The following is a 24223-nucleotide window of genomic DNA, read 5'->3' on the forward strand; positions in this document are numbered from 1 at the left end:
CCACCATGAAAGAAAATAAGTATGATGATCCCGGCTTCTTCGACAACTACAGCCGGATGGCGCGCTCCGTAGAAGGACTGAACGCAGCAGGGGAATGGGAAGTATTCCGCAGCCTGTTGCCGCCTTTGCAAAACAAACGGATACTCGATCTGGGATGCGGCTTTGGCTGGCATTGCCGTTATGTGATGGAACAACAGGCTGCCAGCGTAATAGGAATGGACCTCTCCGAAAAAATGCTGGAACAGGCGCGCCTGCGCAACAATGGCCCCGGTATTACCTACCTGCGTGAAGCGATGGAGGACATTGATTTCCCACCCGGTTCCTTTGATGTGGTGCTGAGCTCCCTCGTGCTGCATTATACAGCACATTACGATCTCATCTGCCGTAAGATATATGACTGCCTGTCAGCCGGCGGCCATTTTGTGTTCTCTACAGAGCACCCCGTATTTACAGCCATCGCGGCGCAGGACTGGTATTACAATACGGCCGGTCAACGGCTGCACTGGCCGGTAGATCATTACCAGGACGAGGGTCATCGGGTGACCCGCTTTCTGGACACGGATGTGGTGAAGTACCACCGTACTGTCGCCACATTGATCAATGGCTTACTGGATGCAGGATTCATCATCACCCGGGTGGAAGAGCCGAAACCTTCACCGGCTGTACTGGAGAAATACCCTGAAATGAAAGACGAAAGCCGTCGCCCCATTTTTATACTGATAGCAGCGCAAAAACCATTAGCGGTATAGGAGCCAGTTCTGAATGCTGGCTAACTGATGAACTTGAACAACATCTTAGCCCAGGGCTTCAGCCCTGGGTTCCTGGTCAACGAATAAACTCCGTCAGGGCTTGATGGCGTTAACATACGTAAGGCCGCTGTTTTCACGGGAGGCAGCGACGTGATAACCGCCCGGCAGGCCGTTCTTCGACAGTACAATTTGCCATAGTTGGCTATGCCGTGCCCGGAAAGAGGCTGCGCAGGACAGTAGGTAATACTTCCACATGCGGAAGAACGTCTGGTCGTAGCGGTTTTTGAGCTTGTCCCAGTTGGCTGTGATATTTTCATACCAGGCCATCAGCGTTTTATCATAGTTAACGCTGAAGTTCTCCCAGTGCTCCATCACGAAAACGCCTTCTATGGCCTGGCCTATCTGCCGGATCGTGGGGATGACCGCACCGGGGAAAATGTATTTATTGAGCCATTGATCAGTAAAGGCAACTGTCTCGTTGCCGCCGATGGTATGCAGCAGGAACAGGCCGTTATCTTTCAGGCAGCGGGCTGCTACTTTCATATATTCGCTGTAGTTATGCGGACCTACGTGCTCAAACATGCCCAGTGATACGATGGCGTCGAATTTTTCGTTCAGCTGGCGGTAGTCCTGCAACCGTAGGGTGACGGGCAGGCCGGCACACAGCTGCTGCCCAAGGGCTACCTGTTCTTTGGAGATGGTCACTCCGGTAACGGTTACCCCGTATTTTTCCGCGGCAAATTTTGCAAAACTTCCCCATCCGCATCCGATGTCAAGTACATGCATGCCAGGCTTCAGCTGTAGTTTGCGGCAGGAGAGGTCCAGTTTGTTTTCCTGTGCTTCATCCAGGGTGGTGGCGTTGTCCCAGAAGGCGCAGGTATAGGTGAGCCTTTTGTCCAGCATATTCTGGAAAAGGTCGTTGCCCGCATCATAGTGCCGCTGGCCGTTGCGGGTGGCACGTGCCGGCCGCTGGAAGTTAAACACGCGCGCCAGCAGGATGTCCATCTTCAGCCGCAGGCTTCTCCGGACACTTTTGTCGAGGTTGGATCGCAGTATTTTGTAGAAGAACTCGTCGAGCCGAAGACTGTCCCAGTAGCCTTCCATGTATGATTCCCCCAGTCCGAGAGAGCCCTCATACAATGCACGGGAATAAAAATCTTCGTTGTATACGTGGATGTCCCACGGGTTGTTTCCATTTACCGTGATACCCGCTGCTGATAGTAGCCGGGTGATGATGCCTTTTGTTTTTTCGTTGTTCATGGCTGTATAACAAGTTAACAGGCCAGGGGAGGTATTTGTTCCCGCTTAAATGATTTTCCTGGTTATTGATCGTTGAGCTATTTTGATAGCTGCCGGCTTCCCTGCAATATCAAAATATCCAAATAACAAAATATCTAAATTATTGTGAGGTGTCGGGCCGTTTGGGGTGCGAGCGCCTATAACAAATGTAACGATATTCCGCCGGTAAAAATCATCTCTCTGCACGCCTGTTGCAGCATTGCCTGAGCCTGTTGCTATGTTCTGGTATAATACTGTTTTGAAATTTGAACAGTGTTCATTATTTTTGCGGGCATTAAAAAAGTGATAAGGTAAATATGAAGAACAAGGCCTTACAGGAACAACGCATCAGAGGGTATTTCATTGACGCGACGAAAGAAATCCTGAAAAGCGAAGGACTTAAAAGCGTCAGCGTCCGCAATATCGCGGAAAAAGCAGGTTATTCCTTCGCTACGTTGTACAACTACTTTAAGGACGCAAAAGACCTGGTGTTTCTATGTGTACAGGATTTCCAGGAGGAATGCAGTGCCCACGTGGCCACACGCAGTGCCAAAGCCGCGAGGGGAGAGAAGAAACTGCGCGCCATCCTGCTAGCGTACCTCGAATACTTTGTACAGTACCCCGGCATTTTTGAACTGTTCTTTATGGAGAAGTTGTCGGACCTGAACAAACAACCGGACACAGCTCCCATGATCACCGGGTTTCTTGACAAACTGTGTGAGGAAGAATGGAAATACCTCGTCGCCAATAAAACCGTGACTACCGCTGCTGCGGCCAATAAAAAAGTAGCGTTGCTGTATGGGCTTTCCGGCCTGCTGTTGTTATATATCAACCGGCAAACCCCTTCGGGATACCCGGCCTTTCTGAAAACCGCCAACACATTTATTGACAGCCAGCTTAAAGACATGACCACATGAAATCAAAAAAAGAACTAAAAGATGCTTATCGGCAAATGTCTTTCCGCATGGGCGTATTCCGCCTGCGTAACAAACAGGATGACCGGATATGGATACATCATACCATGGACCTGGACCGCGCATGGAACTCCGTGAGGGTGCAACTGTCGTCCAACACACATCCCAATACAGCGTTGCAGGAAGACTGGAACCGGCTCGGTGAAGATAATTTTGCCTATGAGATCGTAGAAGAACTGGAAGACACCAAAGACCCTGCTGTGGACTATAAAAAAGAAGTACAGGCGTTGTACAAGCTATGCCTCGAAGAGCTGCAACCTTATCACGAAAAGGGATATCATCAGCAGAAAAGCTGAACCAATAGGTAATTTAACTATATTGCGCCCGCAATAAGCTGTAGTTTAATGGAAAAACACACGGCACCAAACCGTGAGATGTAAGTTCGATTCTTCCCGGCTTTATTGCGATATCCAGGGGGATAGTTTAAAATGGAAAAACACCGAGACTGCTCGTCCGGAGATACAGGTTCGAGCCCTGCTCCTCCACATTTTTGGCTAACGCGAACGAATGTATGAATTTATGCATATCTTCGTTTCGCAATGGGCCGTAGTTCAGCTGGAAGAATGCCTGACTGTCACTCTTGAGACGTGAGTTCGATTCTCACCGGCCATATTGCATTTTTACAGCTAACTATCACGAACGTACGATAAAAGGGGAAGCCTGGTGATAACCAGGCTTCCCCTTTTTTTAGCATCAATAAAAAAATATTGAGAATTATTTCTATGTTTGCGCCCGTGACGGACCGTGGCTCAAGGGAAGAGCATCTGCTCTGCAAGCAGAGGGTGGGAGTTCGATTCTCCCCGGTTCTGTCACATTTTTCCCGCCTCTTTAACGATACACGCTTTTAATCGCTTTGCTGTCCGGATGCGCAAAGTTATCGGCCGCCGCCGGATGATCTTTCATAGCGGAAAGATGCAGCGGCAAATTCCCTTTGGCGCCCAATGCTTTGGTGGACGGGGCATAACTCAGGTCCACCCATTTCAGGTAAGGCCTGGTACTCAGCAGTTCGTGCAACAGCTGCATGCCCTCGGCTTCAATACCGCAGCTGGACAAGCTCAACTGTTCCAGCGTGGTATTTTGTTTCAGGCCATGCATCAGGTGTGCCACGCCCGTATCACCGATATTATTAACGCTCAGGAAAAGAGACTTCAGGTGTTTGTTGGCGATCAGCATATCGCTGACAGGTATCATCATGTCAGCGGTGAGGTAGTTGCCGCTCAGGTAAAGTCTTTCTACCGTAGTGTTCTCTTTCAGGTATTCCAGTAGTGTCAGGAAACCCTCACCGGCACAGGTATTCACGAGGTCCAGCGTACGCAGGTGCGGGTTCTGTTGCAGTAACTGCACAATGTTTTTCATACTGTGACTGCCGATGGGATTCCTTTTGAGCCACATGCTTTTTACAGACTGGTTACCGCTAAGGGCTTCACAGAGCGCCTGTGCGCCGGCCTGTTCTATATAGTTGCAACCAAGGTATACGGTTTCAATGGTGTTATTTACAGACACAAGATCGGCAACGGCCTGCGCACCGGGATTGCCAAAGGCATTGGTGCCCATCAGGATATGTTTGATCTGTGTGTTCTGCAGCAGGGCGGCTGTCACCAGTTGCACCCCTTCCACGCCCAGCTGTTGTTTGCACATGTCCAGCCGGCCGTCGGTGGTAACGGTACCTACCGGAAACACCAGGTTGGTAACGGGCAACGGCTCATTATTTTCCAGGTACTGCAACACCGGGTCCAGATCGCTGCGTTGGAAAGAAAACGTCTGCTTTACGTTATCAACGGGACATACAACGGTATTATTCTGCATATAAATTTCTTTTACGGGTGATGATCAACATAAATTCTTACCAGGCGTAGGGCAGGTAGTCTTTCAGAAAATGCCCGAACAGCGGGATGTCCGGACTGGCAAGACCAGACACGACAGGGTCGTAGATGCGGGCCATGCCATCGGTTTCGTCCAGTGGCGGTACAAATCCATCTTCTTCGTATAGCCGTTCCTTTTTGGGATGTGGATTTTCCTGTGTGATCCAGCCGGTGTCCACACTGTTCATGTAGATGCCGTCCAGCGCATAGTCCTGCGCAGAGGTGCGCGTCATCATATTCAGTGCGGCCTTGGCCATATTGGTATGCGGGTGGAACGGCGTTTTGGAGCCACGGTTGAACTGCCCTTCCATGGCCGACACGTTGACGATGAACCGGCGGGGGAAAGGAGACTGCTTCAGCAGCGCTTTTAGTTTGCTGTTGAGCATAAAGGGAGCGGTCACATTCACCAGCTGTGTCTCCAGCATCTCGCCCGGCGGTACTTCATCCAGCCGCAGCGTCCAGCTGTTGCTGGCGCGCAGGTCTACCTGTTGCCGGTCTTTATCGTATTGTCCTACAGGAAAACACTGGTGTATTTCGGTGGGCAGCAATTGCTGTTCCCATGCGTCGCCGAGGTAACGGAAGGGCGGGGCAGGGGCCAGGCAGGGCCGCACCGCTTCCGGCAGGGCTTCCAGCGGCGCTTCTTCGGTAGCGAAAAGATGCTGGTAGAAGGCCGTTGGCCTTTTGACCGTCTGTGCGGCATTGTGTATCAGGATGTCCAGGTGGGTTTCTTCGGCATACAGCTGTTGTATGAACTGGTTCACCTGGCCCAGGTTACGCAGGTCCAGCGCCACTATTTTCAGCCGGTGCGCCCATTCTGAAAAATCTTTCTCTTCGCTGAAACGTAATGCGCAGTCTTTGGCAAAGCGGGTGGTGACCCACACACGGGCGCCGTCGCGCAACAGCCGCAGGGTGGTGAGGTACCCGATCTTGATACGCCCGCCGGTGACTACGGCCACGCGCCCACGAAGATCGGCATGCTGCAGCCGCTTGCTGTAGTTCATCTCTGCACAGGAAGGACATAACATATGATAGAAGAAATGCACTTTCTGGTAAGGAGCCTGACAGGTATAGCAGCGTTGCGTGGTAGTCAGTGTCAGGTCTTCTTTTTTATCGGCCGGCAGGCCGGTATCGGGCAACTCATATTTTCTGAAGAGCAGTGTTTGGGAAAGCACTTCCTTTTTGTCGTACTGCCGCAGGATATCCTGTTTCTGCGATATCTGCTGCAACCGCTGCAAGGTCATCCGCACTGCCGGCGATGCTACCGCTGCCAGCGTGGCTTCCGCCACGGCTGCTTTGTTGTCTTTCTTGGCACGCTTGTACAGCTTCGTCACCAGCCCTTTTAATATCATATTGTCCGGCGACTGGTCCGGATCTCTTGATAAGGCCTGTAGTACTTTAATACAGGCCTCCCATTCTTCTTGTGTAAATGCTCGCTCCATCTTCCCCGTTGGGTTAAAAAATAAATTGGATGACTAAAGATAGATGTTATTAATTTATCTTAATATATTTGTAATTATACCCTATTAACTTAACAATGATGATCTCACGCTTCCGCATACACTGGACCCACATCTTCGTCACGCTGCTGGCAGTTATCTCCCTGATGGGATGCGCTAAAGAACTCTCCAGGGAGGGAGGCGGGGATCCTGTTGTGCCGCCGGCAAACATGGCCACCTATGCGCTTGAACATCAGGGCACCAGCTGCTCCGATGCTATCGTTACCGGTACTTTTAAAGTTGGTACCGCCGTCACGGGTGCAAAAATACAGGTAACCGTTCAGGTAGCCATACCCGGTGTATGGATGCTCACAACCGGAAGTGTCAATGGCATAGAATTTACAGGCGGCGGAAGCTTCAGCGCCACCGGCAAATATACGATCACACTGTTAGCCAGTGGTACGCCTCTACAGGAAGGTACATTTATTTTCCCGTTAAAGACGACAGGGTCTGCCTGCGGTGTATCCGTAAAGGTGAGTGGCAATGGTCCTGACGTGCCCGTTCCTCCGGCAGATTTTTATTACAAACTGACAGCTAACGGCAAAGACTATGCGCAGGAGGTGACCACCACCAATAATTATATGCTCACTTCCGAAACAACCGGTGGCAACGATGTGCTGCTCGGCTCTGGTGTTACCTGGGCGGGTAGTGGTAACGTGCCAACCGGCAAAACGGAACTGCTGATGTCCAAAGGAATGCTCACCGGTTTTGACGCGGCCAGCAACCAGGATTTCAAAAACTTCTTCCAGCCCGGTAACTACGGTTACATGATCATGAACAATCAGACTTTCGGCACCGGCGTGGTGCTGAGCTGGACCGATGAAAACGGTAAAACCTGGACTACGCTGAATGGTACTACCGGTCAGCCGAATGGTACTTTTACCATCGTCAGCACAGAAGACTGGCCCGGCTACAGCGGCTATTATGGCGTGAAAGCGAAGATGCGCTTTACCTGCAAATTCTATGATGACGCAGGTGCTTCGCTGGATATCACCAATGGAGAGATGGTAGGCGGGTTTGTCAAAAAAAGATAATCCTATAGACAATCTCTATCGCGGCACATTCATGGTTTGTCCTACATTTACAGCCGTTAAATGTTTTGAATCATGGGAATGACGGCTTCACCAACAGGCTATACCCGGAAGCAGGAAATCGTAAATGGACTGATACATGCCATCGGTATTGTATTCGGTATCAGCGGCCTTCCGGTACTGACTAGCATCGCTGCCACACACGGTAATACACCGGGAATTGTGGGGGCAGGCATCTACAGTTTTTGTTTTATTTTGCTTTTCACCTCTTCGACGATCTATCATATTTCCCAGGAGTCGGCCGTCAAAAAAGTATTTCTCATCTTTGATCATATCAGCATCTATTTTCTGATTGCGGGTACGTATACGCCTTTTTTGCTGGTGTATATGAATAACGCCTTCGGCATCTCGATGTTGTCGGTCCTTTGGGGGCTTACAGCCGTGGGCATTCTGTTTAAGGTGTTTTTCACCGGCCGGTTCGACATCATCTCTACGCTCATTTATCTTGTTATGGGCTGGATGCTCGTCTTTGGCGGTAACCGTTTCTTCACCGATCTGCCACTGTCGGTAGTGGTGATGTTGTGCGTGGGTGGCGGTTTGTATACCATCGGTGTGATCTTTTATATCTGGGACAGGTATAAATATACGCACGCATTATGGCACCTGCTGGTGCTTTCCGGTGCGATATGTCATTATGTAGCCATTTTGTTATCCATGTAAATATTGTAACCTTGACTATTGAACGGTATAAGGAGTTAATCCACGAGTTTGAACTTTCGGAGGTGGCAGATTACCTGGTCTCCGCCGCCCGCCCCATTATTAATCTCACGCTGGCAGAAAAAGAAAACTACCAGCTTATTGGTAATTCCCGTGTAGCCGGTGAGCCGGACCTGCCGCCAGGTTTCGTATGGCCACTGACTGATGAAGGTGAGCCGATGAGCTTCATTGCGCAACTGGACCTGGAATCCGTCTACCCGCAAGACACACAACAGTTGTTGCCGCCTACTGGTATCCTGTATTTTTTTATGGGAGATATGCAACAGGCGCGTAACATCGCTCATAAGGTGATATATGTGGCTGACAAGACAGGGCTGCAGCGTACCCCGCCTCCCGGCATCACCGTCCAGGAAAAGGAAGTGCGGTATACCGGGTACCGGCTGGCGCCCGCCGCTGCTATCATGCCGCCTAACTATGCTTATGCAGACTATGACCAGCTCTCCGAAGATGAAATGGATGGGCTGGACGACCTCTGTATGCACCTCACAGAAGGTGTGGGCCGCATCGGTGGTTACGCTGATGGGCAGCATGATGACCACAATATCGCAGCAGCGATGTACCTGGAGGCAGGCAAGCCTTATGATTATTTCCCGAAAAATGCCCGTGCCACGCTGCTGCAGCACTTTAAGGGCGATCAGCAGGCAGTGGAAGAGGCTATCGACGATATGATGCTGCTGCTGCAAATCGATTCTGACAGGAAGATAGGCTTTTGCTGGTGGGATGCCGGCTGTATACAGTTCATGATGCCGAAAAAAGCGCTGCGCGCCCGTATATTTGATAAAACGTATCTGACATTATATAGCTCGTAACTATGATGGCCATGATTATTGTTGATTCCGCTGATGTGGGGATAGGATAATGTTTGGTTATACCGCGCCCCTGCTTCGGTCTGTTCGCGATAACGCACGGGCTGAATATGATGCTTTTATGATGTTAATGATCAGGACATTACCTAACTTGCGTCCCTCAATATTTAGAAGTTTAAATCTAAATAAGATTGTATTATATGTATTTATATAATTATATGTTATATAGATACATATAATTTTATTTATTCAATATTAGATAATTTGAAGGCTGTGTAGGATTACTCATGGCCATCAGTTAATAATCAGTATAATCAAAGTCGATGTCCTATTTCAATCATCTCGTCGAACTGCTTCGCCAGGAGCGGGAAGAGGATAAACAGTCCTGGCTCCGCCTGACAGCCAGTTCATCGGCTGCCGAACGCAGAGCGAACGGTCTCACCTGGTATCCGGTGGCCATCAGAGGCACGGAAATGGGCCGCGGCGACTATCTCACCGTAGAAGTAGAACGTACCACCCATCAGGATATCACCCACCAGCTGCGCTTTGGCGTGTCTGCGGTATTGTTTTCCAATCATGATGCGCAACAGGACAGGATAGAAGGGACGGTCACCTTCCAGGGGGGCAACCGCCTGAAACTGACGCTGCGTACAGATGAGCTGCCGGAATGGGCCGACAATGGTAAACTCGGCATTGATCTGATGTTCGACGACAACAGCTACGATGAAATGCAACAGGCCATGAAACAGGCCACTGCCCTGACGGATAAGCCGGAAGGGCACCTGGTGAAAATCCTCACCGGTGAAAGAAAACCAACTTTCGATACGGAAACGCTTCCGGTGACACTGCCCGGACTGAACACCGTACAACAGGAAGCGGTCAATAAAATTTTATCGGCCAACGAACTGGCTATTGTGCACGGCCCTCCAGGCACGGGCAAAACCACCACGTTGGTACAGGCTATCAAAGCACTGATCAAAAAAGACCAGCAGAAAATACTGGTAGTGGCGCCCAGCAACACAGCCGTGGACCTGCTCAGCGAAAAACTGGCAGACGAAGGGCTCAACGTGCTGCGGGTGGGAAATCCTGCGAGGGTATCAGAAAGACTGTCATCGCTCACGCTCGACAGTAAGATGTCCGAACACGCCAGCATGAAAGAAGTGAAGCGCCTGAAAAAACAAGCCAGCGAGTATAAAAACATGGCGCATAAATACAAGCGCAACTTCGGCAAGGCGGAAAGGGAACAACGCAAAGCCCTCTTTGATGAAGCACATAAGATCATGAAAGAGGTGGATAAAACGGAACAATACATCACCGATGATCTCATCGCCAAAGCACAGGTGATCACGGCTACGCTCGTAGGCGCCAATCACTATACCGTGCGGAATATACGTTACAAAACCCTCGTGATCGACGAAGCCGGCCAGGCGCTGGAACCTGCCTGTTGGATACCCATCATCAAAGCGCAGAAAGTGATCCTCGCCGGTGATCATTGCCAGCTGCCGCCAACCATCAAATCACCTGATGCGGCACGGCAGGGGCTTAGCAATACCCTCCTCGAAAAATCAGTGGCGCTCCATCCGGATGCCGTGGTGCTACTGGAAGAACAGTATCGCATGAACGAAATGATCATGGGATATGCTTCGGCTGTTTTTTATGATAATAAACTGAAAGCCCACCATACTGTGGCTGCCCGCCGTTTATTCGCTGACGATATGCCGCTCGCATTCGTAGATACTGCCGGCTGCGGCTTCGATGAAAAAGCAGAAGGTACCAGCACCTCCAATCCGGAAGAAGCTTCTTTCCTGTTCCGTCACCTGCTGCAGTTGGTGGCCACACTGAAAGCACAGCAGGACAACAGCCCCTTCCCGGAGATAGCGATCATTTCTCCCTACAAACAACAGGTATACCTGCTGCAGGAGCAACTGCAACATGCCGCGGAACTGCGGCCCCATGCTGCCAGTATCTCGATCAATACCATCGACAGCTTCCAGGGACAGGAACGGGATGTAGTATATATCAGCATGACACGCAGCAACGCCGATAACAACATCGGCTTCCTCTCTGATATACGCCGCATGAACGTAGCCATGACCAGGGCAAGGAAAAAACTTGTCGTGGTAGGCGATAGCGCCACCTTATCACAGCTGCCTTTCTACGCCGGTTTTATCGCCTATGCGGAGGCGCAGAATGCATACCAGAGCGCCTGGGAATTTATGGACCTTTAGAAAATAATGTATGATCACCACTAGCCTCCAGCGTTGGGAATATCTGTGTGATATCATCCCTGCTTTGTTAAACAATATCAGTGAAGAAACGTTCTCCTTTAAACCGCTGCCTTCCAAATGGAGCAAAAAGGAAATACTGGGCCATCTGATAGACAGCGCCGCCAATAACCATCAGCGCTTTGTACGGGTGCAGTTTGAAGAAACCCCGAAAATCGGGTATGATCAGAATGAATGGAACCGCTACAGCTACCATCAGCTGCAATCCGGCCAACAGCTAATTGCCAGCTGGGAAGGCTATAACCGGCTGCTGCTGGGCATTGCACGTCATATACCGGAAAACCTGCTGCAGCGTACCTGCTATGCAGGTGGCACTGGACCGGTTACACTGGCCTTTGTCATCGAAGATTATGTGGTGCACCTGGAGCATCATCTCCGCCAATTAGTGTCTTACTAGACAAATTTCCTGAAAAATAACGGCAACGCTACTACGTCGACACGGGATTAAGGGTATATTTAGAAAGCCAAAATACCTATACTGTGAGATATAGTCTGCTGTTGCTGTTAATACCCGGCTTCCTGCATGCGCAGGAGCAACGCCCCGTTGAACCCATCGAATCCGCCGATTACCGGGAAATGCTCCGTAAACCTGCCAACAACCCGCGGGACAGTACCGTTACGCCAATAGAGACGCTTCGTTCCGGCCTGTACGGTGGGCTGATGCCCCGGCAGCCCCTGGCCGATCTGAAAGTCCGTAAGGGCGTGGTGTCCCCGGTTTACAGTCCGCGTTATACGCTTCAGTTAATGGGCCGGCTGGGAACGAGTGTAGAGGTGAAAACGGCCAACCGTACGCCATCATTGCAACAGCTGTATGCTCAGGGGCGCACTGAAAGTGGTGTACTGAAATGGAACGGTCCCGAAACCGGGGAAATGTTCAGCTACGGTCCTGCATTACGGTCGCTGCAGTTTGATGGAAGTCCTTACCCTTACGATCCCAATGGTAAACTGGTGCCCGCCGGCTCGGGGAACGGAAAGCCCGCCACGGCTTATCATAACAGCATTTTCCGGACAGGCGTATCATGGAAAAACTACTTCACGTTTAACGGTGTTGTTAACCAGCATGGAACGGAGTGGATCAGGCTGAGCCTGGGACTGGAGCGCGAAGATGCCTCAACAGTGATACGTTACAACGATAACCGGACAAACAAGCTGGTGACGAATGTCAGCATCAGGTTGGAGGATTTTCAGATAGGAGCGGGCTATCAATACCGGAATACCAACCTTACGACAGACAACAGAAACGGCCTCTTAAACAGGGCATGGCAACAATCACTACTGACTCCGGCTTCTTTCGATAATACCTATACCACAAAACCTTATGGCAGCCAGGCAGGTAACCCCTGGACATTATTGAAAGACAATGGCAACCGGTATGCAGCCCAGCACCACGGTTTCTCTGCTTTTGTGAAATACCGGGGGGATAAACTGGAGGCCGGGACAGAGTATAGCGGCGCTATCAACCGGCAGGCGGCTGTAGAAGCTTATCCGGCCGGTACTTACGGGTTTCCGCCGGAAGGAGTGTCCGTTAACCGCAACACCCGTCTGCAACAACATATCATCAATACCCACGCGACTTATAAAATAGGCCGTTACAATACCCATGCGGATGTAACGGTAAGGCATATACTCTCCGCTGCGGATAATGTTTTCAGCTATTCCTCGCCTGACAGGGAATACCGTTCACAACGAACAGTCAACGAACTGCTGCTGGAAGTCCCTTTTTTCTTTCGTATAGCAGACAGGGTTGAAGCAAAAGTGGAGATCGCTGACAGGACCTATCTTTCCAATACTGTCCGTCAGCAGGAATATTGGCTTCCCTCCACCGCTTTCTCCTTATGGGTGAATCCTACTTATTCCAGCTTCAGGTTCTGTGTCTTTTCCCGATTGAGTACTTCCAGTCACGAGATAGCGCTGGATAAATCGCTGGCCTATCTTCAGCTGGCAAATTATAATTCGTTTGATATGAGCGGTTATTTCCCGCTGGCAGAGGTGCATACCAACGATCTGGCAAAGCCCATCCGGACCCGCGAGTGGAACACGGGAATAGAAGCCTATCTCCAACGTTTTTCTCTCAGCGGCAGCGTATATATTAAAAATATAAAGAACGACCAGCTCCCGTTGTATGTTGGCCGGGAATGGGTCATGGGAAATGTTGCAGATCATCGGACAACGGGCTATGAAGTGACACTGAGCCTGAACCCGCGCTACTGGAACAGACGGAAATTTGAATACTTCGGTAACATCAGCCTGAACAGTTACCGCAACGAGGTGACAGCGATTGCGCCAGGCATGGATTACACGCCTGTTGCCGGTTTTCATGATGTAAACACTGCGTTGGTAAAAGGAAAACCTTTCGGTGTAATTGTGGGCAGCACCTGGCGCAGGGATGAAGCCGGTCGGCTGGTGATAGGCGCTGATGGTTTTCCAATGGCTGCACAAACAGGTATTATCGGCAATCCCAATCCTGACTTTGTGCTGAAGCACAACAGCCGGTTCGAATGGCGTGATTGGCAGCTGGATGCATCGTTGGAATGGAAAAAAGGCGGAGAGATGTGGAACGGCACCCAAGCCATGCTCGACTACTATGGCCGCTCTCAAAGTACAGGAAACGAACGGAATACCACCGGTTATGTTTTTGAAGGGGTGACCGAAGATGGCCATCCCAACACCAAACCGGTCGCCTTCTATGATCCGGCACAGCCACTGGGAGCCAACCGCTGGGTGAGGTATGGTCCCGGTGGGGTTGCAGAAGATTATGTGCAGCGGGCTGATTACCTGCGTCTCCACTCACTGCTGCTGTCCTATAGATGGAAGTTTAAGCGCCAGCTCATCAGGGAGCTGACCCTGGCGGGATACGTCAATAATCTGTTGCTCTGGACTCCGTACGAAGGGGGAGACCCCGGTCAGCTGCTGTTCGACTACCCCAACGGCGCCGGACTGGACTTCTTTAATCTACCTTCTGTAAAAACATTTGGCTGTAACGTTCTCATTAAGTTCTGACCTATGAAGTATCTGATAAATATCTGCTGTTGCCTGCTGTTATGCATACAGTCGTTACCGTTATATGCGCAACAGGTCGACTATAAAAATACCAAAGAGAAAGTATACCTGCATACCAGCCACGTGTTCTTCACGCCTGGGGAAGAGCTGTTTTATAAAATTTATGTGGTAAATGCACAAGACCTGCAGCCCAACCGGATTAGTAAACGTGTATTCGTGGAAGTGATTTCACCGGCTGGCAGCGTGGTGGAAAAACAACAATACGAGGTGGCTGAAGGATATGCACAAGGTTCCTTTGTTTTTGGCAAGGATGCTCCCGGCGGGATCTATACCCTGCGCGCCTATACGCTGTGGATGCGTAACGAGAAGCCACGCACTGTCTTTAACCGGGAAATCACCCTGTTGAAAGTAATCTCTCCCCGCGTCCTGATGAAGCTCGATTTTCCGCGTAAAGGCTACGGTCCCGGTGATGAGGTGGCGGCGGAGTATAGCATGAAAAACCTCCAGCAGCAGCCTATTGTCGGTTTCCCGGCACAATACACCGTCTCCATAGATGGTAAGGCGGTATTCACCGGTACATTTACCACCGATACCGCCGGAAAGGCACGTATCCTCTTCCGGTTGCCGGAGAAGCTGTATACCAACGATGGCCTGCTGAATATTACAGTTGACTATCAGCATAACAAAGAAGCCATTTCCAGGAGTATCCCTATCACGCTGAATAAAATCGATTTGCAGTTCATGCCGGAAGGTGGCACGCTGGTGAACGGTATTGCTACGAACATGGCATTTAAGGCCATCAATGAATACGGTAAGCCCGCAGATGTGAAAGGAACAGTGCTGGACGATCAGGGCAAACAAGTGGCGACTTTTGAAAGCCTGCGTTTTGGGATGGGCGCATTCCGGTTTACACCGCAACCGGGCCATCATTACATCGCCCGCTTGTCAGCACCGGCGGGGGCCCGGGGTGAATATGTTTTGCCGGCTGCCGCTACCAATGGCGTGGTCATGAATGTAAGGCGGAAAGACAGCCTGCTGCAGTTTGTCCTGCAGGCATCACAACCGATGACGGTGACACTGGAAGGCAAAACACGAAACGTCACACATTACAAACAGGTCATTCAGTTACAAGCCGGGGAACAGGTAGTATCGGTTAACCCTGCTGATTTTCCGGTTGGTATTGCGGTCTTTACCATTGCTCAGTTAAACAATATTCCGCTGGCGGAAAGGATTGTATTCCTCGGAGCATCAAGGTGCTTACAAGTGAAAATAACCCCCGATAAACAACTGTACAAGCCCCGGGAAAAAGTGACGCTGGATATTTCGACTACCGGAGAGAAAGGAATGCCCATTCCGGCCAATCTATCCCTGGCAGTGGTAGATGATAAAAAATGGGTGTTGGCAGATGACCGGCAGGACAACATCCTGTCATGGCTGCTGCTCAGCTCCGAGTTACACGGCAAAACAGAAGAACCCTCTTTTTATTTTAAGCAGGATGAACCCACTGCACCGGCGGCGCAGGACCTGCTGATGCTGACCAACGGCTACCGGTACTTTGATTATGAAGATGCCGTAATACGGAACAATCAACTGTTGCACGGCCCGGACGCAGTACACGTTTTATCTGGCATAGTGATGGATAAAAACGAGCGTCCCGTCCCGTCGAAAGTATATTTCCTGCATGGGACCGTCCCGGGACAAAAAATAAGGATGATAGAAACTGATGAGGCAGGCCGTTTTAAGATGACTGGCCTTACTCCCGATCGTTATATGCTGGTGGCTGTGCCTAAGCGCAAAGTCAGGGAAAAAACCGGCGATGTGATCCGCATACTGGAAAACAAATTTATTGCAGGTGGAGATGTATCAAAGTTCGCTGCTCCGCTAACGGATACCGTCGCCGGCTATACGACTGGGCAGGAGGAACAGGCTTTGCCACCCCAAAGCAACCCGTCTCAAAAACCAGTCGCGCCGAAGGAAATGTTTATGTTTCCTGAAAGTGACAAGGCACTACAGGAAGTGGTCGTGACAGGATACAGTATTGCGCAGAAAAAATCGATGACCAGTGCTATTGTTTCCACGGTATCAATGGAAAGACTTCAAAGTGTCAGCACGGGGCTCCAGGGCTTTGTGGCGGGCATAGCAATTACGCCCAATACGCAGGGCAACGATTATAATGTTACGTTAAGAGGTGCCAGGTCCGCATCCGGAAGTAATGAACCACTTTATATCTACAATGGTGTGCCGGTAACGTCCGCTGAAATTGCAGGGAATCTGGGATTGATCAGTTCTGTTACCGTACTAAAGGATGCTGCTGCAGTGGCGTTGTACGGCTCCCGTGCGGTGAACGGGGTGGTGGTCATTAACGGCGTGGGAACATGGGGAGAATACCGTAAGGTCAACCTGTCTCCGAATTATAACCTGCCCTTCGCTATGGCAGACGTACAGGGAGAAGCTATCACACCGGTACGCCGCTTCTATGCGCCCGTATATACCTCTCTGAAAACAAAGGAACGCAACGACTTCCGGGAAACCATCTACTGGAACCCTGTGGTACAAACGGACAGACATGGGAAGGCTGTGGTTTCTTTTTATAATTCTGATGCTACCACATCTTTCCGCGCTATCGCGGAAGGTATCGGGTATAACGGTCAGCCGGGACGTACTGAAATTGCCTATGTGTCCAAAGCACCGGTAGGCGTGGATGTCAAGATACCGCCTTATCTCACGGTGGGAGATAAAGCACTGTTACCCATGGTGATCAGTAACAACACCCCCGACGAGATGGAACTGGATATTACGATGGTATTACCCAAAGGCATGAAAGCGGGCAATTATGAATCCCGGGTATTGTTACCAGGCAACGGCAGCTATAAAATATTGTTGCCGGTGGAAGCCATCGCCCGGTTGGAGGATGACATCCACTTCGTAGTACAGATGCCGCAAGGCCAGGAAAATATCACCCTGCCGGTTACAGTATCGGAGAAAGGATTTCCGGCAAGCATATGCCTGTCTGCCGCTGCACCGGAATCATGGAACTTCCCGCTGAAAAACATAGTGCCGGGAAGCCTCCGTACAGAACTAAGCTTATACGAAGAGCTGGAAGGGCTGACCATGGAAGTAATTGCCAGCATGTTAAGGGAACCATATGGTTGCTTTGAACAAACATCTTCCACTACCTATCCCAATATTTTCATCCTGAAATATTTACAGCAAACAGGGAAACTGAATCCGGCACTTAAGAAGAAAGCCATGAACTACCTGGAGAGAGGCTATAACCGGTTGAGAAGTTTTGAAACCTCCGCCGGCGGCTTTGAATGGTTTGGCCATGTGCCGCCTCAGGAGGCGCTGACCGCCTACGGCCTCATGGAATTCACGGACATGAAGGAGTTCATTGCGGTAGATGAAGGAATGATGGCACGCACGAAAAAATTCCTGCTGGGCCGCCGTAATGGAACGGGCGGTTTCCGGCTGGAAGCATCAAAAAGTCATCAGCTGCATGCTGTTCCCTATAGCGTTGCCAATACTTATATCGTATATGCAATGACCAAAGCCGGTATGGGACTGGAGATCCTGCCGGAATATGAAGCTGCGCTGAAAACAGCGATGAAAAGCAACAGTGCCTGGGAATTAGCGGTGATGGCCAATGCGGCGTATTATATGAAACGGCCGGAGGATTATCGTCAGCTCATTATTCTCCTGCAACAGGGATATAGAAATAACACCCTGGATAAAGGCAGCGTGGTAGGAGCCTCCGGAGCTTCCCTTGATGTGGAAACAATGGCCTGGTACGGTCTGGCGCTGGTAAAGGATAACAATAACATTGTGGAATTGAGCCACCTGATGCAGAAAATCATGAAATACCGGACGGTCTATGGTTTTGGTGCTACTCAATCCACCGTGCTGACACTGGAACTGTTGACTGCTTACGCCAATGCTGTCAGCCGGGCGAAAGCCTCTTATAGCACCGCCTTCACATTAAACCAGTCGCAGGTGAGCCCGGGGCCGGTGGACGCCACCCTGCTAAAGGAAGGAGAGAATGTTTTTACGGCTACGGCCAAAGACTCCAGTGGGATGGGGCCTTATAGCCTGGAAGTAATGTATAACACATTGTTACCGGACAACAGCGCTGCTGCTGTATTGAAACTGCAAACTGCCCTTAGCAGCACGCAGGCCAAAGTCGGAGAAACGGTGAGAATGAACATGCAAGTGAAAAATGAAACGAACAAAGGATTACCTATGTCCGTAGCTAAAATTGGTATCCCCGCAGGCCTCTCGGCGCAGCCATGGCAACTGAAGGAATTGATCGAAACGAAAAAGATCACCCATTATGAGATATTCGATAACTACCTGGTATTATACTGGCTGGACTTTGCCCCGGGCGAAAACAAAATAGTCAATCTTGATCTCAAAGCTGAAATACCAGGTACCTACAAAGGCAAGGCGGGCAATGTGTATTTGTATTACACACCGGAGCACAAACACTGGAATGCAGGACTGGACATCGATATCCGGGAGTAACAATAGGAGAATAAAAAATAAATGCCGCAGAAAGCAACTTTTCTGCGGCATAGTCGTCTTTATAAAAAAAGCAAGTGATTTAGTGTTGGTGAAGGATGGTGATTTCTGCTGGTACAGGCGCTCCGCTACGTTTGTCAAGCAGGGAAGAGGGGAGCAGGGTGGCCACGAGCAGCAGTGTTCCAAGCACCCCCAGCACGCCCAGTACCAGGCATGTAGTTAGGCTCATGGGCATATTGCCTTTTTCGATCTGAAGACAGTTGGTGGCGAGGGGATAGCCCTCTTTCTCAAGCAGGTCGCGGGTTTCCTTGTCAATATAGGAACGGCTGAAACGCCCTTCAACAGAGAAACTGCCGGTGTTGAAATAGTGGCCGGCTTCCAGTGTTTTTTCATTTACCTGGGAGTCGTGCACAACCAGGTAACTGGGAGGGGTATCAGAGGTGTCGGCAGCCAGTGCCTGTTCGTCATACACCGGGTAATAAATGCCTTTCAACGTTTTTTGGGAACTGCGCTTTTGCTGTTTGTACTCGCCTACATAACTGTCGCCCAGCAAAGCAGCCTTTTCTACTTTGAAATAAAGAGGAATGTTGTCCATCGGCATTTTGGACAGTTCAGTGATAGTCAGGGTAGGCGCTTTTGATACGCTGATGGAAAACCGGAGGTCCTGGACCGCCGAGTGAAGTAAAGCGAGACAGATCACAATCCCGGCAAGGCGCATGATAATGCCAAGACGCTTCAGCAGCAGTGCTGCTTTGAAGAAAATTTTCATAGGTGTATGGATAATTTTTAAGAAACACGTCAAGATAGATAATTAAATATAAATGTTTCGTTTTTGCTACATTCGTTTATCCGGAAAATGTAAGCTCTGGAGAAGACCCTTTAACAATCAACCGCTTATGATGAAAAATGCTCTGCTGGCCCTGTCATGCCTGTTGACAGCCCAATCCCAAGCGCAGGTGAGCGCCAGCTTGTTCCGCTACCCGGACGTTTCCCGTACACAAATTGCTTTCAGTTATGCCAACGACATCTGGCTGGTGCCGAAAGATGGTGGCACGGCTGTCAAAATCACTTCTCCGGCAGGGATGGAAATGTTCCCCCGCTTTTCGCCGGATGGCAACAAGCTTGCTTTCTCCGCCAATTACGATGGTAACCTCGATGTGTATGTGATGCCGGTCACCGGCGGGGTACCATCCAGACTTACGCAGCACGGTGGTGCAGATATGATGGTGGACTGGACGCCGGATGGGAGGCAGGTGTTTTTTGCTTCCAAAAGAGAAAGCACCAAAGACCGGTTCAACCAGTTTTATGCTGTACCGGAAACCGGTGGCGCCCCTGTCAAACTGCCGCTGGCCTATGCTGAATTCGGCAGCTATTCCCCTGATGGAAAAAGTATCGCTGTCACTACCCGTACCCAAAGCTTCCGCACCTGGAAACGCTACCGCGGCGGTATGAAAGCAGATATTCATATCTTCCATTTCGATAACGGGCAGTCCGAAAATATTTCCGCTAAAAGCGAAGGCGGTGATGAATTTCCGATGTGGTACAAAAACGATATTTATCTGTTGTCTGACCGCGGACCGGAAAAAAGAATGAACCTCTGGAGATATAAAACAGATACCAAAACCTTTGAACAGGTAACCCATTATACCGATTATGATGTGCATACACCTGCCATGGGGCCGGATGATATCGTGTATGAAGCGGGAGGCAAATTGTATACCTTCTCCCTGGGGGCCCAACAATCAAAAGAAGTAAAAATCAATATCACTACAGACGTATCTACCCTGAAACCAAGAATCATCAAAGCTGATAAAGACATCCTGTATGCAGATATCAGCCCCGATGGTAAACGTGCGCTGATCGGCGCCCGTGGAGCAGTTTTCTCCCTGCCTGCTGAAAACGGTTTCGTGAAAGATCTTACCCGCACCAGCGGTGCTGCTGAACGCGACGCTGCCTGGTCTCCCAATGGCAAACATATCGCCTGGTGGAGCGATCAGTCCGGCGATTATGAACTATGGATCGCGGAAAATGGTAAAGAAGAAGCTGCCAAACAGGTGACCCACCTCGGCCCCGGTTTCCGTTATCATACCTACTGGTCGCCCGATAATAAAAAGATCGCTTACATCGACCAGGCTATGCGCATCAACATCGTTGAGGTGGCTACCGGTAAAGTGACCAACGTGGACAAAGCTGTGCGTTATTCTGAAGGCTCTCTGCGTACATGGAAATGCAGCTGGTCGTCTGATAGCCGCTGGCTGGCGTATAGCCGTGACTGCGATAACATGCACAACGCTGCATTCCTCTATAATGTTCCAGGTAATCAACGCCATCAGGTGACTGCCGACTACTACGAAAGCAGCGATCCGGTATTTGATCCGGAAGGGAAATACCTGTACCTGTTCACCAACAGAACGTTCAAGCCCATTTACAGCGATGTGGAAAATACATTCATCTATGCCAACACCACTAAGGTAGCGGCTATCAGTCTGCGTAAAGATGTGCCGCCGGTGATGTCTACGCAGAATGATGAAGTAAAGGTGAGTAAAGATTCTGCACAATCATCTCCCCAAAAAGAGGATAAGAAGAAAGATGATAAAAAGAAAGGGGATGAAACCGCGAAGAACAACAACGAAGTAAAAATAGATGTGGACAATATTGAATCCCGCTTATACCTGTTGCCGATGGAAGCTGGTAATTACTCCCGCCTTTGGGCTGTAAAAGGGAAAGTATTGTATAACAATGGCCCTAATACCGGTGCTGGTGAAGGTCCGTCTACGCTTAAATACTTTGACCTGGAGAACAGGGAAGAGAAAGATATCATTAAAGACGCGGGTCAATACCAGGTGTCTGCTGATGGCAAAAAAATCCTCGTGACCGGTGAGCGGTATGCAATCATCGATCTGGGCGCCAACCAAAAAGCAGACAAAAACCTCCGCATCAACGAAATGACGATGCAGCTCGATCCGGTGCAGGAGTGGAAACAGCTGTTTACCGACGCATGGCGCATTGAACGCGATTTCTTCTATGACCCTCATATGCATGGCGTTAACTGGAATGAGGTGAAGGAAAAATACGGCCGCATCCTCGAAGGCGCCCGCACCCGTGAAGAAGTAAATTTTGTGATCGGTGAAATGATTGCAGAGCTAAACGCCTCTCATGCGTATATCTCCGGCGGCGACCTCGAAACACAGCGCCAGATGAGCGTAGGCTACCTCGGCGTTGACTGGGAAGCAGATGGTAAGTTCTATAAAATCAAACGTATTGTCCGTGGGGCTGATTGGGACGCGGAAGCCCGTTCCCCGCTGGATGAACCGGGCATCAACATTCCTGAAGGCACTTATATCCTGGCTGTCAATGGAGTACCGCTGACGACTGCGGCAGAACCATTTAATGCTTTTCAGGGCTTGTCCGGCAAAGCAGTGGAGCTTACTTACAACAGCCGCCCTTCTTTTGACGGCGCTAAAACTGCAGTGGTGAAAGCCATGGGCAGCGAATATCGTCTGCGCCACCTGGCCTGGATAGAAAGCAACCGTAAACATGTTGCTGAAGCCACAAATAACCAGGTAGGCTATATCTTTGTGCCCAGCACAGGTATTGACGGGCAGGACGAACTGGTCCGCCAGTTTACGGCACAATGGAATAAAGCAGCACTGGTCATCGACGAGCGTTTCAATAACGGTGGCCAGATCCCCGATCGTTTTATTGAAATCCTCAACCGCAAGCCGGTAGCATATTTCGCTACCCGCGACGGTGCGCCGATATCTACACCGCAAATTGGTAACTTCGGACCTAAGGTGATGCTCATCAATGGCTGGAGTGGTTCCGGCGGTGATGCGTTCCCGGACTATTTCCGCAGAACAGGTCTGGGCAAACTGATCGGTACCCGCACCTGGGGCGGCCTTATCGGTTACTCCGGCGCACCTACCCTGATCGATGGCGGAGACATCACAGCGCCTTCCTTCCGTATGTTCTACCCGGATGGTACGTGGTTCCGTGAAGGCCATGGGGTAGACCCGGACATCCCGGTGGATGAGAACCTCGGTGATATGGCCAAAGGCATCGATCCGCAGCTGGAACGTGCCATCACAGAAATCAAGTCACTCTTGCAGACAAAGGGATATAAAGCCCCGGCGCTGCCACCATATGAAAACAGGTAACGTATATCATTAACCGTTATATTGTCAGCCCGTTTGGTACCCGTACCGAACGGGCTGATACTTTTAAAACTGTCCACATGAACACAACTTCTCCTTACAGGGTAGCTTCCATTGACGTGCTGCGTGGCCTGGTGATGGTGATCATGGCGCTGGACCATACCCGCGATTTTTTCCATCGTACGGCCATGACGGCAGACCCGTTAAACCCGGCCACCACTACCACGATGCTGTATTTTACCCGTTGGATCACACACTTCTGCGCACCGACTTTTGTTTTCCTCTCAGGCGTTTCCGCTTTCCTGGCGGCGCAGAAGAAAACAAAGCAGGAAGCGGCCCTCTTTCTGATCAAAAGAGGACTGTGGCTGGTAGTGGTGGAAGTGACGGTGATCACACTGGGACTTACTTTTAACCCCTTCTTCAACTTTGTGATACTGCAGGTGATATGGGCTATCGGATGGAGCATGGTAATACTGGGACTGCTCAGCTGGTGGTCGTGGCATGCAGTACTGGTAGCCGGTTTGCTGCTGTTCTTTGGGCATAACGTGGTGGACTATATGAAGTTGCCCGCAGAAGGACCGGCATCTGTCATGTGGTTGCTGCTGTTTACTTCCCGGGGAGGAATCGTGCCGCTCAATGCCACCCATTTGATAGGTGCGTTCTACGCTATCTTACCATGGACGGGCATCATGTTGCTGGGCTATTGTATGGGCCGGTGGTTCACCCGCGATTTCCCTGTAGAGAAAAGAAAACAACGGCTGATCATCACCGGCACAGCACTGATAGCCATGTTTGTATTGCTGCGATGGGCAAATGGATACGGTAACCCTGTTCCCCGTAAAATATATCCCGATCTCTGGTCCAACGTATTATCGTTTCTGGATGCCAGCAAATACCCGCCTTCCCTGCAATTCGCCGGGATGACCCTCGGGCCTGCCTTGCTGGCGCTGGCCGCATTTGAAAAGCTGCAACAGGCAAAGAACAGCGTACTGGCCATTTATGGGCGGGTACCATTTTTCTATTATGTGTTACATTTTTACCTGCTGCACATAGTGTTGGCCATTGCATTTTTCGTGGCTGGGTACCATCCGGCACAGATAGTGCAGATACCTTTCTGGTTCAGGCCTGCCGATTTCGGATATGCGTTGCCGGGAGTATACCTGGTATGGGCTGCAGTAGTGTTGGCGTTGTATAGGCCTTGCCGTTGGTTTGACCGCTATCGGGCCACACACCGGCAATGGTGGTTGAGTTATTTGTAGGGGTTGATGAAAGGAGAGCGGAAGTGTGCGATCAGGC

16 protein-coding genes and 4 tRNA genes are annotated in these 24223 nt (G+C 50.4%); 16 read left to right on the plus strand and 4 right to left on the minus strand.

What is annotated here, in order from left to right; translation table 11 throughout:
* Positions 1 to 5 precede the first annotated feature (5 nt).
* Positions 6 to 749 (plus strand): class I SAM-dependent methyltransferase, encoded by a 744-nt coding sequence (locus HHL17_RS17385; protein WP_169226110.1) that lies wholly within the window; start codon positions 6 to 8, stop codon positions 747 to 749.
* A gap of 93 nt (positions 750 to 842) precedes the next feature.
* Here the strand turns inward: HHL17_RS17385 and cfa are convergent, their stop codons facing one another.
* Entirely contained in the window at positions 843 to 2009 is a 1167-nt protein-coding gene (cfa, locus tag HHL17_RS17390; protein ID WP_169226111.1) for a cyclopropane fatty acyl phospholipid synthase, read from the minus strand.
* A 335-nt stretch (positions 2010 to 2344) separates the two neighbouring features.
* On the opposite strand from cfa, the gene HHL17_RS17395 reads away from it, so the two are divergent.
* The 6 genes from HHL17_RS17395 to HHL17_RS17420 all read left to right on the plus strand — a co-directional run bounded on the left by HHL17_RS17395 (position 2345) and on the right by HHL17_RS17420 (position 3810).
* Positions 2345 to 2944 (plus strand): TetR/AcrR family transcriptional regulator, encoded by a 600-nt coding sequence (locus tag HHL17_RS17395; protein ID WP_169226112.1) that lies wholly within the window; start codon positions 2345 to 2347, stop codon positions 2942 to 2944.
* Positions 2941 to 3297, plus strand: coding sequence for a GIY-YIG nuclease family protein (locus HHL17_RS17400; RefSeq protein WP_169226113.1), 357 nt, complete (start codon positions 2941 to 2943; stop codon positions 3295 to 3297). The genes HHL17_RS17395 and HHL17_RS17400 overlap by 4 nt, the downstream gene beginning before the upstream one ends.
* 35 nt (positions 3298 to 3332) lie before the next feature.
* Positions 3333 to 3402: transfer RNA gene (locus HHL17_RS17405), tRNA-Trp, on the plus strand.
* A gap of 12 nt (positions 3403 to 3414) precedes the next feature.
* Positions 3415 to 3486 (plus strand) — tRNA-OTHER (locus tag HHL17_RS17410).
* Positions 3487 to 3540: 54 nt separating this feature from the next.
* Positions 3541 to 3613 (plus strand) — tRNA-Asp (locus HHL17_RS17415).
* Between the two features lie 126 nt (positions 3614 to 3739).
* Positions 3740 to 3810 (plus strand) — tRNA-Ala (locus tag HHL17_RS17420).
* A 19-nt stretch (positions 3811 to 3829) separates the two neighbouring features.
* On the opposite strand, the gene HHL17_RS17425 is transcribed toward HHL17_RS17420, so the two are convergent.
* Together HHL17_RS17425 and HHL17_RS17430 are read right to left on the minus strand one after the other, a co-directional pair.
* Positions 3830 to 4807, minus strand: a complete 978-nt coding sequence (locus HHL17_RS17425; protein WP_169226114.1) for a leucine-rich repeat domain-containing protein — start codon at positions 4805 to 4807, stop codon at positions 3830 to 3832.
* A 37-nt stretch (positions 4808 to 4844) separates the two neighbouring features.
* Positions 4845 to 6302, minus strand: coding sequence for an SDR family NAD(P)-dependent oxidoreductase (locus HHL17_RS17430; protein ID WP_169226115.1), 1458 nt, complete (start codon positions 6300 to 6302; stop codon positions 4845 to 4847).
* A 95-nt stretch (positions 6303 to 6397) separates the two neighbouring features.
* On the opposite strand from HHL17_RS17430, the gene HHL17_RS17435 reads away from it, so the two are divergent.
* From HHL17_RS17435 to HHL17_RS17465, 7 genes are all read left to right on the plus strand, one after another.
* Positions 6398 to 7393, plus strand: a complete 996-nt coding sequence (locus HHL17_RS17435; RefSeq protein ID WP_169226116.1) for a hypothetical protein — start codon at positions 6398 to 6400, stop codon at positions 7391 to 7393.
* Between the two features lie 72 nt (positions 7394 to 7465).
* Positions 7466 to 8110, plus strand: a complete 645-nt coding sequence (gene trhA / locus HHL17_RS17440) for a PAQR family membrane homeostasis protein TrhA (RefSeq protein WP_206156069.1) — start codon at positions 7466 to 7468, stop codon at positions 8108 to 8110.
* A gap of 11 nt (positions 8111 to 8121) precedes the next feature.
* Positions 8122 to 8976 (plus strand): YwqG family protein, encoded by an 855-nt coding sequence (locus HHL17_RS17445; RefSeq protein WP_169226117.1) that lies wholly within the window; start codon positions 8122 to 8124, stop codon positions 8974 to 8976.
* Between the two features lie 320 nt (positions 8977 to 9296).
* Positions 9297 to 11201 carry an AAA domain-containing protein gene (locus HHL17_RS17450; RefSeq protein WP_169226118.1) on the plus strand — a complete coding sequence of 635 codons (1905 nt, stop codon included), beginning with the start codon at positions 9297 to 9299 and terminating at the stop codon, positions 11199 to 11201.
* A 10-nt stretch (positions 11202 to 11211) separates the two neighbouring features.
* Complete coding sequence (locus tag HHL17_RS17455) at positions 11212 to 11655, plus strand: DinB family protein (RefSeq protein ID WP_169226119.1); 444 nt, start codon at positions 11212 to 11214, stop codon at positions 11653 to 11655.
* 83 nt (positions 11656 to 11738) lie between these two features.
* Positions 11739 to 14258 carry a SusC/RagA family TonB-linked outer membrane protein gene (locus HHL17_RS17460; protein WP_169226120.1) on the plus strand — a complete coding sequence of 840 codons (2520 nt, stop codon included), beginning with the start codon at positions 11739 to 11741 and terminating at the stop codon, positions 14256 to 14258.
* Positions 14259 to 14261: 3 nt separating this feature from the next.
* Positions 14262 to 18776: a TonB-dependent receptor plug domain-containing protein gene (locus tag HHL17_RS17465; protein WP_169226121.1), complete on the plus strand. Its 4515-nt coding sequence runs from the start codon at positions 14262 to 14264 to the stop codon at positions 18774 to 18776.
* 79 nt (positions 18777 to 18855) lie between these two features.
* Here the strand turns inward: HHL17_RS17465 and HHL17_RS17470 are convergent, their stop codons facing one another.
* On the minus strand, positions 18856 to 19542 hold the full coding sequence (locus HHL17_RS17470; protein WP_169226122.1) for a hypothetical protein: 687 nt from the start codon (positions 19540 to 19542) through the stop codon (positions 18856 to 18858).
* A gap of 127 nt (positions 19543 to 19669) precedes the next feature.
* Here HHL17_RS17470 and HHL17_RS17475 point away from each other — a divergent pair, with 127 nt between their 5' ends.
* Positions 19670 to 22930: a S41 family peptidase gene (locus HHL17_RS17475; RefSeq protein WP_206156070.1), complete on the plus strand. Its 3261-nt coding sequence runs from the start codon at positions 19670 to 19672 to the stop codon at positions 22928 to 22930.
* Positions 22931 to 23007: 77 nt separating this feature from the next.
* Positions 23008 to 24186: a DUF1624 domain-containing protein gene (locus HHL17_RS17480; RefSeq protein WP_169226123.1), complete on the plus strand. Its 1179-nt coding sequence runs from the start codon at positions 23008 to 23010 to the stop codon at positions 24184 to 24186.
* Positions 24187 to 24223: the final 37 nt, after the last annotated feature.

This window comes from Chitinophaga fulva (assembly GCF_012927205.1).
Classification (GTDB): domain Bacteria; phylum Bacteroidota; class Bacteroidia; order Chitinophagales; family Chitinophagaceae; genus Chitinophaga; species Chitinophaga fulva.